This is a genomic window from Ramlibacter pallidus (genome assembly GCF_015070875.1).
In the GTDB taxonomy this organism is placed as follows: Bacteria; Pseudomonadota; Gammaproteobacteria; order Burkholderiales; family Burkholderiaceae_C; genus Ramlibacter; species Ramlibacter pallidus.
Window position 1 is genome coordinate 175,502 of the sequence record NZ_JADDIV010000004.1, and the last position, 13,622, is coordinate 189,123.

The following is a 13,622-nucleotide window of genomic DNA, read 5'->3' on the forward strand; positions in this document are numbered from 1 at the left end:
CGCCGGGCGCAAGCCTGCCGGAGCAGGGTCAATGAGGGGGCGGGGTCAGGGGTTGCGGCGCAGCCACTCGTCGAACTGCCGGACCTCCGCCTGCTGCTGCTCGATGATCTTCTGCGCCATCTGCCGCACCTCGGGCGAGCTGCCGCGCTGCAGTTCCATCTGCGACATCTGGATGCCCTGCAGGTGGTGCATGCGCATCATGCGCACGAAGTCCTTGTCGACGTTGCCGGAGAGCGGCATGGACTGCATCTGCTGCATGCCGCCCATCATGTGCTGGTGCATCTGGTAGGACGGCGTGCCGGCCATGGAGCCATGCATGCCGCCATGCATGCCGCCGCCGTGCATGCCCTGCGCATGGTGGGCGCATCCGGACAGCAGGACCGCCGTAGCCGCGGCGAGGGGAACGAGCATCCTCATGACAGCCTCCCTGGAAGGTGCGCCACATCGTACGCCCGCCGGCGTCCCCCGTGTGGGGTAGCGGGCCGCGGTAACGGGTTCTTGCCGCCCCGCCGAGCGTGCGAAGTTGCGCGGCCGCCCGGTTGCGCATGGGCTACGCTTCGCCCCGAGGAGGCACCGTGACCCACGAGAAGATCCGCCTGGCGCTTGCGCCCATCCTGTTCTGCCTGGCCGGCGCGGCGAGCGCCCTGCAGGTCACCAGCGTCACGCCGCAAGGCGAGATCGCCCAGGTCCGCCAGGTCGTGGCCCGGTTCGACCAGGCTGCCGTGACCTTCGGCGACGCGCGCGCGCAGGCGCCGCTCACGCTGTCGTGCAGCGATGCGCAGGCCACGCGCGGCACCGGGCGCTGGAACAACGACCGCGAATGGGTCATGCAGTTCGACAACGACCTGCCCCCGGGCGTGAGCTGCACGCTGCAGGCGAAGGCGGGCTTCCGGTCGCCGTCGGGCAGCGACCTCGCCGCCGGCAGCTGGCGCTTCCACACGGGCGGTCCCTTCGTCCAGCAGCTGCGTCCCTCGGGCGGCCGCATCGACGAAGAACAGTTCTTCGTCCTCCAGCTCAATGGACCGGCCACGCTGGACAGCGTGCGTGCCGGCGTGAGCTGCAGCGTCGAAGGCCTGGGCGAGCGCGTTCCGGTGCGCCTCATCGAAGGCAAGCAGCGCGACGAGATGCTCAAGGCCATGCACCTGGACAAGGTTGCCGCCAAGGAGCCGCTGCGCTACGCCACGCTCACCTGCAACCGCCGCTTGCCGCCGAACGCGCGCGTGCAGCTGGTCTACGGCCGTGGCGTGGCGACGCCCTCGGGCATCGCCAACAGCGTGGAGCGCCGCTTCAACTTCCAGGTGCGCGAGCCCTTCGCCGCCAGCTTCACCTGCGAGCGCGAGAACGCGCAGGCCGCCTGCCTGCCGATCCGGCCGATGACGCTGGCCTTCAACGCGCCGGTGCCGCGCAAGCTGGCCGCGCAGGTGCGGCTGAAGTCGGACAAGCTGGACCTGGCGCCCACCTTCACCGAAGGCGAAGGGGATGGCGACGGCGTGGTCAACGCGGTCACGTTCCGCACCGTGTTCCCGGAGCGCACGCCGTTCCGGCTGGTGCTGCCCGGCGGCTTCCAGGACGCTTCCGGCCGGCCCCTGGACAACGCGGCCAGCTTCCCCCTGCAAGTCGCCACCGGCCCCATGCCGCCGCTGGCGAAGTTCGCGGCGGCGCCCTTCGGCATCGTGGAACGCTTCGCCGAGCCGGACAGCGGGCCCTTGCTGCCGGTCACGCTGCGCAACGTGGAACCGGCCCTGCGCACGCAGGCGCTGTCGCCCGGCAAGGTCGGCGAGCTCTCGCCGCGCACCGACGCCGAGATCCTGCGCTGGCTGCACAAGGTGGAGCGCTACGAGACCTGGTTCGTGCCGCGCAGCGAGGCGGCCCGCGACGTGCGGCAGCCGCTGCCGCGCGCGCTCGCGACGGAGGACAAGGACAGGGTGCAGGCGCGGATGCTCTCGCTGCTGGCGGGGCAGCCCGGCGTTCGCATGCTGGACCTGCCGAAGCCGGCCGGCAACGAGCCGCGTCCCTTCGAGGTGGTGGGCATCCCGCTCACCCCCGGCTTCCACGTCGTGGAGATCGCCTCGCCGGCGCTCGGCCTGGCGCTGCTGGACGACCGCCACGGCGGTCAGCGCACGATGTACGTGCGGACGACGGCCCTCGTGACCAATCTCGCCGTGCACTTCAAGCTGGGACGCGAGAACGCGCTCGCCTGGGTGACGACGCTGGACAAGGGAGCGGTCGTCCCGGGCGCCGCCGTTCGCGTCTCCAGCTGCGACGGCCGGGAGCTGGCCACCGGCGTCACCAACGCGCAGGGCATCGCGGAATTCAAGGACCTGAGCCCGGAACCGACACTCTGCGGCACGGGCGACGACGCCTACCGCCGCGCCTACTTCGTGAGCGCGCGGGCCAAGGATGCGAAGGGCGTGGAGGACCTCGCCTTCACCTTCAGCGATTCGCAGCGCGGCATCGAGCCCTGGCGCTTCAACGTGCCGACCAGCAGCGCGCCGCAGCCGGACCGTCGCTACCACACCGTCCTCGACCGGCCGCTGCTGCGCGCCGGCGAGACGGTGTCGATGAAGCACCTGGTGCGCACCGAGACGCGGCAAGGTTTCGGCGTGCCGGCGCGCACGCCCAGCGAACTGGTGGTCACGCACGTCGGCAGCGGCCAGGAGTTCACGCAGCCGCTGGTGTGGCGCAAGACGGCGACCGGCGGCCTCAGCGCGGAGAGCCGCTTCCAGGTGCCGCCCGCCGCCAAGCTGGGACAGTACGACATCTCCCTGCGCGGCAACGACGAGGGCGGCAGCAGCGGCGGCTTCCGCGTCGAGGAGTTCCGCCTGCCGGTGCTGGAGGGGCGCATCGCCCCCGCCGGCAAGGGCCCGCTGGTGGACGTGGCCACGGTGCCGGCCGACGTGCAGGTGAACTACGTGTCCGGCGGCGCGGCCGTGAACCTTCCGGTGCGCGTCTCGGCGATGGTGCGGCGCAAGGGCGTCGCGTTCGCGAACTACGATGAATTCAGCTTCCAGCCGCCGCGCGGCCAGGCGCAGCGGCGCGACGAGGACGCCGAGGGCGGCGACGAGGAAGGCAACGGGACCGACCAGCGCGTGATCGCCGACAAGCTGCCGCTCACGCTGGACCGCAACGGGGCCGGCAAGTTGACCCTCCCCGAAGTCCCGAAGTCGAAACAGCCGCAGGAGCTGGTGCTGGAGGCGAGCTACGCCGACCCGAACGGCGAGGTGCAGACGCTGCGGCACGTCGCCTCGCTGTGGCCGGCGGCGGTCGTGGCCGGCATCAAGACGGAAGGCTGGGCTTCGTCCAGCCAGAAGGTGCGCTTCCAGGCGCTGGCGCTGTCGCTCGACGGCCAGCCGGCCGCCGGCGTGGCGCTGGACGTGAAGGCGACCGCGCGCGTCACCACCACCAGCCGCAAGCGGATGGTGGGAGGCTTCTACACCTACGACAACAAGACCGAGCTCAAGGAGCTGGGCTCGGTCTGCAGCGGCAAGAGCGATGCGCGCGGACTGCTGCTGTGCGAGACGAAGATCGGCGAGCCCGGCGAGGTCGAACTGGTGGTCACGGCCACCGACGCGCAAGGCCACACCATCCAGTCCGGCGCCTCCGTGTGGGTCACGCGCCAGGGCGAGCTGTGGTTCGGCGGCGAGAACCACGACCGCATCGACGTGCTGCCCGAGAAGAAGGCCTACCAGCCGGGCGAGACGGCGCGCCTGCAGGTGCGCATGCCCTTCCGCCACGCGACGGCGCTGGTGACGGTGGAGCGCGAAGGCGTGATCCAGTCGCGCGTGATGGAGCTGCGCGGCGACGACCCGACGGTCAGCGTGAAGGTGGAGGAGGGCTGGGGGCCCAACGTGTACGTGAGCGTGCTGGCCCTGCGCGGGCGGCTGCGCGAGGTGCCCTGGTACAGCTTCTTCACCTGGGGCTACAAGGCGCCGCGCGAGTGGTGGACGGCCTTCTGGTTCGAGGGCCGCGAGTACGTGGCGCCGACCGCGCTGGTCGACCTGTCCAAGCCGTCGTACCGGCTGGGCGTCGCGGAGTTCCGCGTCGGCACGAAGGCGCACGAACTCGCCGTCGACGTCAAGGCCGACCGCGAAAGCTATCCGGTCCGCGGGCAGGCGCAGGTGACGATCCAGGTGAAGCAGCCCAACGGCCAGCCGGCGGCCAACGCGGAAGTGGCGCTGGCGGCCGTCGACCAGGCCTTGCTGGAACTGATGCCCAACGACAGCTGGAAGCTGCTGGAGGCGATGCTGCAGCGGCGTTCCTGGGGCGTGCAGACCGCGACGGCGCAGATGGAGATCATCGGCCGGCGCCACTACGGCCGCAAGGCGGTGCCTGCCGGCGGCGGCGGTGGCAAGAGCCCGCAGCGCGAGCTGCTCGACACCCTGCTGCTGTGGAACCCGAAGGTGGTGCTGGATGCGCAAGGGCAGGCGAAGGTCACCGTGCCGCTGAACGACGCGCTCACCAGCTTCCGCATCGTCGCGGTCGCCGACATGGGGACCGGCCTGTTCGGCACCGGGCAGGCGACCATCCGGGCGACGCAGGACCTGCAGATCATCAGCGGCCTGCCGCCGCTGGTGCGCGAGGAGGACCAGTTCCGCGCGCAGCTCACCCTGCGCAACACCACGACGAAGGCGATGAAGGTGGAAGTGGCGCCGCGCGCGACGCTGCTGACGCTGCAGCCGCAGACCGTGGACATTCCCGCCGGCGAGGCGCGCGAAGTGGCCTGGATGGTGAGCGCGCCCGCGCCGCTGGGGCAGGCGCGCACCGAGGCCATCCTGTGGGAGATCGAGGCGCGCGACACGCTCGGCGGCGCCCGCGACGCGCTCAAGGCGCGCCAGCGCATCGTGCCGGCCGTGCCGCTCACCGTGCAGCAGGCGACGCTGGTGCAGCTGGACGCGCCCTACGCGCTGGACGTCGCGCCGCCGGCCGGCGCGCTGCCGGCGACCGGCGACAAGCGCGGCGGCGTGCAGCTCGCCCTGCAGCCGCGCCTGTCCGAAGGCCTGCCGGGCGTGCGCGACTGGTTCGCCCGCTACCCGTTCACCTGCCTGGAGCAGAAGGCCAGCCGCTCGATCGGCCTGCGCGACGACAAGCTGTGGCAGGGGGTGGTGGCGCAGCTGCCGACCTACCTGGACGCCGACGGGCTGGCGAACTACTTCCCGCCGCGCGATGGCGAGGGCAACCGCGGCAGCGATGCGCTGACGGCGTACCTGCTCGCGGCCTCGCACGAGGCAGCGGCGCTGAACCCGGGCTTCGCGCTGCCCGACGATGCCCGCGCGCCGATGGAGCGCGGCCTGGTCGCCTTCGTCGAAGGCCGCATCCAGCGCGAGTTCTGGAGCCCGCGCAAGGACCTCGACGTGCGCAAGCTCGCCGCGCTGGAGGCGCTCTCGCGCTACGGAAAGGCGCAGGGACGCATGCTGGCCAGCATCACCATCGCGCCGAACCAGTGGCCGACGCATGCGGTGATCGACTGGCTGAACATCCTCAAGCGAGTGCAGGACGTGCCGCAGCGCGAACAGCGCCTGGCCGAAGCGCAGCAGGTGCTGCGCGCCCGCCTCAACTACATCGGCACCAAGCTGGTCTTCAGCACCGAGCGTGACGACTACTGGTGGTGGCTGATGGCCAGCGGCGACCTGAACACGGCGCGCCTGCTGCTGGCCGTGATGGAGGACCCGGCCTGGAAGGACGACATGGGGCGGCTGGCGGCCGGCTTCATCGCACGCCAGCAGCGCGGCGCCTGGCTCACGACCACGGCCAACCTGTGGGGCGGCCTCGCCCTGGAGAAGTTCTCGCTGAAGTTCGAGAGCACGCCGGTGGCCGGCGCCACGCGCGCGACGCTCGGCGCGGCCACGGGCGCCGTGGACTGGGCGCGGGTCGACCGCGCGAAGCCCTCGGACGCGCAGGGCGCCATGCACCAGGCCACGCTGTTCGGTGCGCCCGCCGCGGCCGGCATGCTGCGCAACAACACGATGCTGCTGCCCTGGGGCAGCGGCGGCGGCGCCCTGAACGTGGCGCACCAGGGCAGTGGCCGGCCGTGGCTCACCGTGCAGTCGCTGGCCGCGGTCGACCTGAAGGAGCCGTTCGCCGCCGGCTTCCAGGTGAAGAAGACCATCACGCCGGTGGAGCAGGCGGTGGCCGGGAAGTACAGCCGCGGCGACGTGCTGCGCGTGGCGCTGGAAGTCAACGCGGCCTCCGACATGACCTGGGTCGTGCTGACCGACCCGATCCCGGGCGGCTCCACCATCCTCGGCGGGGGACTCGGCCGCGACTCGCAGATCGCCACGCAGGGCGAGAAGCGCGCGGGCGGCGCCTGGGCCGCGTTCGAGGAGCGCAGCTTCGAGTCCTTCCGCGCGTACTACGAGTACGTGCCCAAGGGCGTGTTCAAGGTGGAGTACACGGTGCGCCTGAACAACGTCGGCGAGTTCGCGCTGCCGCCCACGCGGGCCGAGGCGATGTACGCGCCGGAGATGTTCGGCGAAGTGCCCAACGCGCGCATCAAGGTGGAGGCCGGCCGGTGACCCTGCGGCCCCTGGTGCTCGCCGCCTGCCTGTGCGCCGCGCCGGCGGCACAGGCGCTGCCGTCCTTCGACGAGGTGCGGCGCGAGCACCGTCCTTCCGACGCGCTGGTGGTCGACCGCCAGGGCGAGCTGCTGCACCGCCTGCGCAGCGACGACAGCGTGCGGCGCGGGCAGTGGGTCACGCTGGAAGACGTCTCCCCCGCCTTCCGCACGGCCATCGTGCTGTCGGAGGACCAGCGCTTCTGGCAGCACAGCGGCGTCGACTGGCGCGCGGCCTCCGCGGCCGCATGGGGCACGTTGTGGAACCAGCGCACCCGCGGTGCTTCGACCATCACCATGCAGCTGGCCGGCCTGGTGGACGGCGACTGGCGCCAGCGGCCGGGCGGGCGCAACGTGCCGCAGAAGCTGGGGCAGGCGGTGGCGGCCAGGGTGCTCGAAGCGCGCTGGCGCAAGGACCAGATCCTGGAGGGCTACCTGAACCTCGTGCCTTTCCGCGGAGAGATGGTGGGCATCGACGCGTTGTCGCGCAACCTCTTCGGCAAGGCCCCGCATGGCCTGGACGCGCAGGAGTCGGCCATCGCCGCAGCCCTGGTCCGGGCGCCGAATGCCGCCCCGCGGCAGGTGGCGCGGCGCGCCTGCGGCGTGCTCAAGGCCATGGAAGGCCGCGCCGACTGCGAGGCGCTGGACATGGCGGTGGAGGCGGCGCTGGGCCGCCGCGCCTTCGCCGCCAGCGAGGGCATGGCGCCGCACCTGGCGCGCCAACTGCTGCGGCAGTCGCCAGGCCAGGCGCGCATCGCGACCACCTTGCGCGCCGACGTGCAGCGCGTCGCGCTGGCCTCGCTGCGCCAGCACCTGCGGGAGCTGAAGGGCCGCAACGTCGAGGACGGCGCCGTCGTCGTGCTGGACAACGCCACCGGCGAGGTGCTGGCCTGGGTGGGGTCGTCGGGCGACCTGAGCCGGGCGGCGGAGGTGGATGGCGTCACCGCCCTGCGCCAGGCCGGATCGACGTTGAAGCCCTTCCTCTATGCGCAGGCGATCGCCGAACGCCGCATCACGGCCGCTTCTTTGCTGGACGATTCGCCCGCGCACATCCCGACGGCGGCCGGCCTCTACATCCCGCAGAACTACGACCATGCCTTCAAGGGCTGGGTCTCGGCGCGCACGGCGCTCGGCGCCTCGCTCAACGTGCCGGCGGTGCGCACGCTGGTGATGGTGTCGCCCGAAGCTTTCCACCGCACGTTGGGCGCGGCCGGCCTGCCGCTGCGCGAAGGCGGCGGCTACTACGGCTACAGCCTGGCCCTGGGCAGCGCCGAGGTCCCGCTGCTGGGGCTGGCGAACGCGTACCGCACGCTGGCCAACCAGGGGCGGTTCTCGGAGCCGCGCACGACGCCGCGCGCACCCGCCAAGCCCGTGCAGGCCATGGACGCCGGCGCGGCCTTCATCGTCGCCGACATCCTTTCCGACCCGAACGCCCGCGCCCGCACCTTCGGCACCGACAGCCTGCTGGCCACGCGCTTCTGGACGGCGGTGAAGACCGGCACCAGCAAGGACATGCGCGACAACTGGGCCGTGGGTTTTTCGCAGCGCTACACCGTGGGCGTCTGGGTCGGCAATGCCAGCGGGGCGGCCATGCATGCCGTCAGCGGCACGAGCGGTGCCGCGCCGGTGTGGGCGGCCGTGATGCGCCACCTGCACGCCGGCACGCCGTCGCAGGCGCCCCGGCCGCCCGCCGGCCTGGTGCAGCAGAAGGTGCGCTTCGGCGACGCACTGGAAGCGGAACGGGCGGAGTGGTTCCTCGCCGGGACCCAGCAGGAGCGCATGGCCCTGGACCGGCCTCCAGCCGCCCAAGCGGCGGTGCGCATCGCGGCGCCGGTGGACGGGACGATCGTCGCGCTGGACCCCGACATCCCGCCGCGGCACCAGCGGCTGCAGCTGCGCGCCGTCGGCGGCGATGCCCTGCGCTGGCGCGTGGACGGCAAGGAGTTCGCGCGCGGCGCGCAGGCCGGCTGGATGCCGTGGCCGGGGCGGCACGTGCTGCAGCTGGTGGACGCGCGGGGGAGGGTGCTGGACGAGGTGCGCGTGGAAGTGCGCGGGGCGGGCGTGAAGGCCGCCCGCAAGAACTAGAAGCGGAACTGCAGGTATTCGGGGCGCCGCTGCACGTCGCCGTAGGCTTCCTTGGCGCGGCGGATGCGCTCCAGGTCCTTGATCAGCGTTTCGAGCGCGGACTGGGCGCCCACGCCGCTGCGGCCGCGCGGCACGCGGTATTCGGGCGGCTTGACCTCGGGGTCCAGGTAGGCGATGCGTTCGGGCATGACGGCGTCCAGCCCCTATGGTACCGACACCGGGCCAGACTTGTCCACGCCGCGGGTGGACCCGAGGCGCCCCGGCCGGCCGGCCCGACCGCAGAATGGCCGGATGAAAACGCTCCTCCTCATCGCCCTGGTGGCCGGCCTGTCCGGTTGCGGCTGGTTCGACCGCAAGGTCACCGCCAACCTCACCGGTCACTCCGTGTCGTGCATCGACGGCGTGCGCTACCTGCAGTTCGCCAGCGGGGTGACCGTGCAGTACACGGCGGAAGGCCGCGTGCGCACCTGCTGAATGCGCGCTGCGGGCGCACGCGCAGTGCCCGGTGGGCCATCCTCCTACGCAGGCGTGCGACGCGCCGGCCTAGATTGGGCGTCGACCACAAGGAAGCAGACATGCCCAATCCCAACAACCGCATCAAGCAGACCGGCGACACACGCCTGAACGACGTGGGCTATGACCTGGGCGCCGACGACGACGTCGCGGCCGAACTCGACATCACCAGCGCGCAGTCGGAAGCGGCCGTGTTCCATCCCTCCGCCAGCGGCGTGCCGGAGGGCGAATCGCGCATGCAGCGTGCCCAGTCGACCTACCGCGGCTACCTGGCCGACGCGCAGGCGCAGGTGGAGGCGCAGCCCTTGGCCGCGCTGGGCGGGGCCTTCCTGCTCGGCTTCGTGCTGGCGCGCCTGACGCGCTGAGCGGGGCGATTCCCGCCCCGGGTGGGGCGAATGGCGGCGACGCATAATCCCGGGTTCACCCAAGGGACCGCCATGACCTACCCCAACACCCAGCTCTTCATCAACGGCGAATGGCAGGACGCTGCCGACGGCCGTTCGCTCGCCGTCTTCAACCCGTCCACCGGCAAGGAGATCGGCCGCGTGGCGCAGGCCTCCAAGGCCGACCTCGACCGTGCGCTGGCAGCCGCCCAGAAAGGCTTCGAGACCTGGCGCGACATGCCGCCGGCGGAACGCGCGAAGGTCATGCGCAAGGCCGCCGGGCTGATCCGCGAGCGCGCGGCCGAGATTGCGCCCCTGATCACGCAGGAGCAGGGCAAGCCGCTGGTGGAAGCCAAGGGCGAGACCCTGGCCGCCGCCGACATGATCGAGTGGTATGCCGACGAAGGCCTGCGCGTCTACGGCCGCCTGGTGCCCTCGCGCTTCAAGCCCGAGATGCGCCAGATGGTGGTGAAGGACCCGGTCGGCCCGGTCGCGGCCTTCACGCCCTGGAACTTCCCCATCAACCAGGTGGTGCGCAAGGTCGGCCCGGCACTGGCCGCCGGCTGCTCCATGCTGGTGAAGGCAGCGGAGGAAACGCCCGCCGGCCCCGCTGCTTTCATCAAGGCCTTCGCCGATGCGGGCATCCCCGCGGGCGTGCTGCAGCTGGTGTACGGCAACCCGGCCGAGATCTCCGGCTACCTCATCCCGCACCCGGTGATCCGCAAGGTGACCTTCACCGGCTCGACGCCGGTCGGCAAGCAGCTGGCGGCCATGGCCGGCCAGCACATGAAGCGCGTGACGATGGAACTGGGCGGCCACGCCCCGGTGATCGTCTGCGAGGACGCCGACATCGCCCTGGCGGTCAAGTCGGCCGGTGCCGCCAAGTTCCGCAACGCGGGCCAGGTGTGCATCTCGCCCACGCGCTTCCTGGTGCACGAAAGCATCAAGAACGACTTCGCGAAGGCCCTGGCCGACTACGCCAAGGGCATCAAGGTCGGCGACGGCCTGGCCGAAGGCACGCAGATGGGCCCGCTGGCCAACCCGCGCCGCGTGACGGCGATGGCGGAGCTGCACGAGGATGCCGTGAAGCACGGCGCGCAGGTGCTCACGGGTGGCAAGCGCATCGGTGACGCGGGCAACTTCTGGGAGCCGACCGTGCTGGTCGACGTGCCGCTGGAAGCGAAGATGTTCAACGACGAGCCCTTCGGCCCGGTGGCCGGCATCCGCAGCTTCAACAAGCTGGAAGAAGCCATCGCCGAAGCCAACCGCCTCTCGTTCGGCCTGGCCGGCTACGGCTTCACGAAGTCGCTGAAGAATGCCGACCTGCTGACGCGCCGCGTGGAAGTGGGCATGCTGTGGATCAACATGCCCGCCATGCCCAGCGCCGAGATGCCCTTCGGCGGCATCAAGGATTCGGGCTACGGCTCCGAAGGCGGCCCCGAGTCGCTGGAGGCGTACCTGAACGTGCGCTCGGTCGCGGTGATGAACGTCTGACGCGCCCCGTCGCGCAACGCCCCGTGATTCCCGCGCAGGCGGGAATCACGGGGCATCAGGAAGGCCGCCGCGAGGCGGCCTTTTCCGTTGCAGCGGCTTATGCCACCAGCTCCCCGTAGTCCTTCTGGTGCTTCTCGATGAACTTCGCGATGAAGGGGCACTGCGGCACGGCCTTGCGGCCGCTGCTCCTGACGTCGTCGAGGGCCAGCGCCGCGAGTTTGGAGCCCAGGCCCTGGCCTTCGAACTGCGGCTGCACCTCCGTGTGCGTGAACCGCACCGCGTTGCCTTCCAGCCGGTAGGCGGCGATGGCGGCGAGTTCGCCGTCGATGCGCAGCTCGTACTGCGCGGCCCCGCTGTTGTGCTTGAACTCCGGCGTGGCGCCCGTGGCTTGCTGTTGCTGCTTCATGCCGCCATGTTGCCGCAAACCCGGCGCGCCGTGGCCCCGCCCAGGCGGCTTGTGGCTAGCATCGGCGCATGGCCACCCAACCCCCGCCCGAGCCGCTGCCGCCCCTGTCTCCGCCGACCAACCCGCCCGGCGGCCCGAAGCCGATGCCCGAGCCGATGTAGCCGCCGGCCTCAGTGCGGCACGGGCTCGATCGCCGGCACGGACAGCTCCCGCCCGACCATCGCACGGGCGTACAGGTAGTTCAGGCGCGCCTGCTCGCTGAGCCCGTCGAGGTCGACGCGGCCATGGCGGTCGCAGGGAAAGGCGAACCCCCTGCCGTCGAACAGGGAGCGGAAGCACAGCTGGAATGCGGTCGTCGTTGCCTGGGACATGTCACCTCCTGCGTCCTGGGGCTCTTCCACCTTCAACGCGGCAGGCGGGAAGGCGGGCGACGCCGCGCTGCAAAGCTGCAGTGAAGACTGTGACGCCGGACTACGGGGTGGGCGCGGGCAGTGCGTCGAGCGGGCTGGCGGTGCCGCCCGCGGCGACCTTGAGGACGTGCGTGTAGATCATCGTGGTGCTCACGTCGCTGTGGCCGAGGAGCTCCTGCACGGTGCGGATGTCCGTCCCGGCCTGGAGCAGGTGCGTGGCGAAGCTGTGTCGCAGGGTGTGGGCGGAGACCTTCTTCTGGAGGCCGGCGCGCGCCGCGGCGGCCTTGATGGCGCGCTGCAGGCGCTCTTCGTGCAGGTGGTGCCGGCGCACCTCGCCAGTGGCGGGGTCGGTCGACATCGCGGGCGAGGGAAAGACCCAGAACCAACCCCAGCTCTGCCCGACCTTCGGGTACTTGAGTTCCAGCGCGTGCGGCACCTGCACGCCGCCCTGTTCGCGCAGTCGGTCGGTCTCCCAGACGCGGCGGGCGGCGGCGACTTGCGCCCCGAGCGCCGCGGCGAGCGAGCGCGGAAGCATCACCACGCGGTCCTTCCGCCCCTTGGCTTCGCGAACGACGACCACGTTGCGGTCGAAGTCGACGTCCTTCACGCGCAGGCGCATCGCCTCCATCAGGCGCATGCCCGTGCCGTAGAGGAGCCGCGCGACCAGTCCCATTTCGGGATCGAACGCCGCCAGCAATGCCGCGACCTCGCCATGCGCGAGGACAGCGGGAATGCGCCGCGCCGGTGCGGGACGCTGCAATGCCGTCATCCAAGGAAGTTCCATCCCGAGGACCTCCTTGTAGAGGAACAGGATGGCGCTGAGGGCTTGGCCGTGCGTGGCCGCGGAGACGTGTCGCTGGGTGGCCAGCATGGTCAGGAACGCCTCGACCTCCGGTGCTCCCATGTCGCGCGGATGCCGCATGCCGTGCCACCGGATGAAGAAGCGCACCCAGTACACATAAGCCTTCTCCGTGCGGAGGCTGTAGTGCAGATAGCGCAGGCGTTCCCGCAGCTGCACGAGCAGGCGCGGTGCCTGCGGCGGCACGTCGGTGGACGCTGCGGCAATCATCGCCCCTTTATACTGTATGAAAAAACAGCTTGCAAGCGCTTGCGTTCTCCGGAAAGGCCAGCAAGACTCCTGCGAGCGGATGAGCAGATGCCGCGACGCTTCTTATCCGGTGGTTTTATCCCGTACGGGCCAAGCTGGATTCGTGCGGGGTTCCAGGGCTCTTTTATTTGGCCCTGTGCAAAGGGAGGAAAGCCAAAATGGCCAGTCGAATCATCGACTTGCAACGCGCAAGTGCCCTGTTTTATCCGGCAGGTGCGGGGTTTGGGGTGGGGCGGATGCGGTCTAAATTACGTTATGCCGCAACCCCGTTGATGTTGGGATCCCTCTGCACGCGCAGCTAGATGCACCACGCCTCGTCCCCAGCGAAGCTCTCTTGCTGCGGTGTGGCGCGAGCTGCGAGCCTGGCATAAGCTGGCCCTTCGGCGGCCCCTTCTTAGGCAGCCGCGGTCCGTGCCAGCCGCCGCGCCTCCCTTCAAGCGCACGGCCATCCAACTCAATCGTGTGAGCGCCTCACCTTCGGTCGCCGTCGTTTCCAACGCCGTTGGATCAGTACGCCGCGACCCCTGGGAAAGCCTCAAAAGACTCTTGGCACGCACGAGTTCGGGTCACTAACAACCCCGACGCTTCCCTCTTAAAGGGCGCGTCAGTATCATGAGTTCGGTGAACTCCTCGGCGCTCGCGCATAACAGACCGGTCGACACGGACGTACTCG

General features: G+C 70.9%; 10 protein-coding genes. 5 read left to right on the top strand and 5 right to left on the bottom strand.

What is annotated here, in order from left to right:
• Positions 1–45: 45 nt before the first annotated feature.
• The gene (locus tag IM787_RS14025) at positions 46–417 is read right to left on the bottom strand and encodes a DUF305 domain-containing protein (protein ID WP_227494378.1); all 372 of its coding nucleotides are present in this window, start codon (positions 415–417) and stop codon (positions 46–48) included.
• 128 nt (positions 418–545) lie between these two features.
• Here IM787_RS14025 and IM787_RS14030 point away from each other — a divergent pair, with 128 nt between their 5' ends.
• Complete coding sequence (locus tag IM787_RS14030) at positions 546–6,512, top strand: alpha-2-macroglobulin family protein (protein WP_193677306.1); 5,967 nt, start codon at positions 546–548, stop codon at positions 6,510–6,512.
• Entirely contained in the window at positions 6,509–8,635 is a 2,127-nt protein-coding gene (gene pbpC / locus IM787_RS14035; RefSeq protein WP_435531160.1) for a penicillin-binding protein 1C, read from the top strand. The genes IM787_RS14030 and pbpC overlap by 4 nt, the downstream gene beginning before the upstream one ends.
• Here the strand turns inward: pbpC and IM787_RS14040 are convergent.
• Complete coding sequence (locus tag IM787_RS14040) at positions 8,632–8,823, bottom strand: hypothetical protein (RefSeq protein WP_193677307.1); 192 nt, start codon at positions 8,821–8,823, stop codon at positions 8,632–8,634. The genes pbpC and IM787_RS14040 overlap by 4 nt on opposite strands.
• 103 nt (positions 8,824–8,926) lie before the next feature.
• Between IM787_RS14040 and IM787_RS14045 the strand changes: the two genes are divergently transcribed.
• From IM787_RS14045 to IM787_RS14055, 3 genes are all read left to right on the top strand, one after another.
• The gene (locus tag IM787_RS14045; protein ID WP_193677308.1) at positions 8,927–9,109 is read left to right on the top strand and encodes a hypothetical protein; all 183 of its coding nucleotides are present in this window, start codon (positions 8,927–8,929) and stop codon (positions 9,107–9,109) included.
• 101 nt (positions 9,110–9,210) lie between these two features.
• Positions 9,211–9,513, top strand: coding sequence for a hypothetical protein (locus IM787_RS14050; protein ID WP_193677309.1), 303 nt, complete (start codon positions 9,211–9,213; stop codon positions 9,511–9,513).
• Positions 9,514–9,585: 72 nt separating this feature from the next.
• A complete protein-coding gene (locus tag IM787_RS14055; RefSeq protein ID WP_193677310.1) occupies positions 9,586–11,025 on the top strand; it encodes an NAD-dependent succinate-semialdehyde dehydrogenase in 1,440 nt (479 codons plus the stop codon).
• Between the two features lie 97 nt (positions 11,026–11,122).
• Here IM787_RS14055 and IM787_RS14060 read toward each other — a convergent pair whose 3' ends face one another.
• The 3 genes from IM787_RS14060 to IM787_RS14070 all read right to left on the bottom strand — a co-directional run bounded on the left by IM787_RS14060 (position 11,123) and on the right by IM787_RS14070 (position 12,910).
• Complete coding sequence (locus tag IM787_RS14060; RefSeq protein ID WP_193677311.1) at positions 11,123–11,431, bottom strand: GNAT family N-acetyltransferase; 309 nt, start codon at positions 11,429–11,431, stop codon at positions 11,123–11,125.
• Positions 11,432–11,601: 170 nt separating this feature from the next.
• Entirely contained in the window at positions 11,602–11,802 is a 201-nt protein-coding gene (locus IM787_RS14065) for a hypothetical protein (RefSeq protein WP_193677312.1), read from the bottom strand.
• A gap of 100 nt (positions 11,803–11,902) precedes the next feature.
• On the bottom strand, positions 11,903–12,910 hold the full coding sequence (locus IM787_RS14070; RefSeq protein WP_193677313.1) for an integron integrase: 1,008 nt from the start codon (positions 12,908–12,910) through the stop codon (positions 11,903–11,905).
• Between the last annotated feature and the right edge of the window lie 712 nt (positions 12,911–13,622).